Origin of the sequence: Ameyamaea chiangmaiensis, assembly GCF_013376175.1 — a bacterium.
GTDB classification, from domain to species: Bacteria; Pseudomonadota; Alphaproteobacteria; order Acetobacterales; family Acetobacteraceae; genus Ameyamaea; species Ameyamaea chiangmaiensis.
Window position 1 is genome coordinate 1 of sequence record NZ_JABXXR010000276.1, and the last position, 1866, is coordinate 1866.

The 1866-nt window shown below is 70.4% G+C and carries 3 protein-coding genes; all 3 read right to left on the minus strand.

Features of this window, described 5'->3' with window-relative positions:
* Positions 1-632 (minus strand): glycerophosphodiester phosphodiesterase family protein (locus tag HUK82_RS16305; protein ID WP_317134866.1); only part of this gene is annotated, 632 nt, incomplete at its 3' end.
* Positions 629-886, minus strand: coding sequence for a hypothetical protein (locus HUK82_RS16310; protein WP_176614922.1), 258 nt, complete (start codon positions 884-886; stop codon positions 629-631). The genes HUK82_RS16310 and HUK82_RS16305, both read right to left, overlap by 4 nt.
* The coding region (glyS, locus tag HUK82_RS16315) for a glycine--tRNA ligase subunit beta (RefSeq protein ID WP_176614923.1) at positions 883-1866 on the minus strand (984 nt) is incomplete at its 5' end. The genes HUK82_RS16310 and glyS, both read right to left, overlap by 4 nt.

A 1866-nucleotide genomic window follows, 5' to 3' on the forward strand; every position in this document is an offset into this window, starting at 1 on the left:
AAACGCCGCCCGCGCGCCATGTCGCGCGCGGCGGTGAGCTGCGCCGCGTCCGCCGTCAGGACACAGACCAGCGCATCGGGGTCGGCGTCGAAAGCGGCCTGCGATTGCGCGGGATGAAACGTCAGCACCACCACGCGATCGGACAGACCCGCGCGGCGGACCGGTGTCAGCGCCGCCTCTGGCGACACACCCTTGATGTCGAGCATCAGTCGCGCGGTGGGTGCCGACGCGGCCCAGCGCAGGACATCGTCATAGAGCGGTATGGCCTCGTCCGTCGCACCGTCCGCGCGACGGAGCCGCAGGCGCTGCCGCTGCGCGTCCGTCATGGCGGCCACGGGTCCGTCGCCGTCCGTCGTCCTGTTCACCGTGTCGTCATGCATCAGCACGATCGTGCCGTCCGAATCCGTCGCGAGGTCGAGTTCCATCATGAACGGGCCATGGCGCAGGGTCTGGCGCATCTGGATCAGGCTGTTCTCGGCCTGCGTCGGGTCGGTCCAGCCCCGGTGCGCGCAGATCAGCGGTCGCGCGGCCGGTAATGACAGCGCCCGTGCCGGCCGGGGGGACAGCACAATGGGCGACAGGGCGACCGCGGCGGTCGCCAGAAAGGCGCGCCGGGATGGGCCGACCGTCACCGCTGCGCCTTGGCGGCGGTCGGGTGTGCCTTGGTCCACAAATAATGCGCGCGCATCGCCCGCAAGTAACAGCGGCCACGCACCGTCCTGTTGCCGCTGCCTGCGCTGCACGTGGTGATCTGGTGCTGATAGCGGGTGGCTTCGCGGCGCGGAGTGTTCGGGTTCGAACACCCTGCCAGCGCCGCGAGCACCATCGTGCAGCCCAGCACGGCGCCCCGAACCCGGCGCGCCCCCCGGATCCGGTCGCCCCTCACCCTTCGATCTGGCTGAAATCGGCGATGAGCACCGTCATGCGCCGCAGCTCCGACAGCAGCTGCAGACGGTTGCGACGGATGGCGGGGTCGTCGGCGTTGACGGTCACGGCCTCGAAAAACGCGTCGAGGACCGGTCGCAGCGTCGCGGCCGCGACCATCGCGTCGGTAAAGCGCTCGGCCCCGATCGCGCTTTCCACTGCCGGAATGACGCGCGCCAGAGCCTCCGCCAGCGCGCGTTCCTCCGGCTGTGTATAGAGCGAGGCGTCCGGCCTGCCGTCGTGCGGGCCGTCCTTGCGATCCTCGATCCGCAGGATGTTGGCTGCGCGCTTGGTGGCGGCCAGCAGGTTGCTGCCATCCTCGGTCGCCAGCATCGCGGCCAGGGCCTCGGTCCGCGCCAGCAGACGCACGATGTCGCTGTCGGTGTTGCCGGTCGAGACGGCGGCCAGAATATCGTGGCGCGCACCTTCGCCACGCAACTGCACGCGCAGCCGCTCGGCCATGAAGCCCGCCAGCAGGTCGAGGTCGGGCGCGTCGCGCAGCGCCGCGGGCAAGCCGTCGGAGGCGAAGGCGAACAGCGCGACCAGATCGAGGCGCAGCGCGTTGTCGCGGATGATGCGGATTACGCCCAGTGCCGCGCGGCGCAGGGCATAGGGATCGCCCGAGCCGCCGGGCTTTTCGCCGGCCGCGAAGAAGGCGGTCAGACTGTCGATCTTGTCGGCAAGTGCCACGGCGATCGACACGGGCGCGTCCGGGACGCCGTCATTGTGTCCACGCGGCATGTAATGTTCGGCGATGGCGGTCGCCACGGCATCGGCCTCGCCATCATGCCGGGCGTAATACCCGCCCATCACACCCTGCAACTCGGGGAATTCGCCCACCATTCCGGTGCCCAGGTCGGCCTTGGCCAGCAGGGCCGCGCGTTCGGCCTGTGCCGCGTCCGCACCGACCAGCGGCGCCACATGGCCTGCCAGCCGCACGAT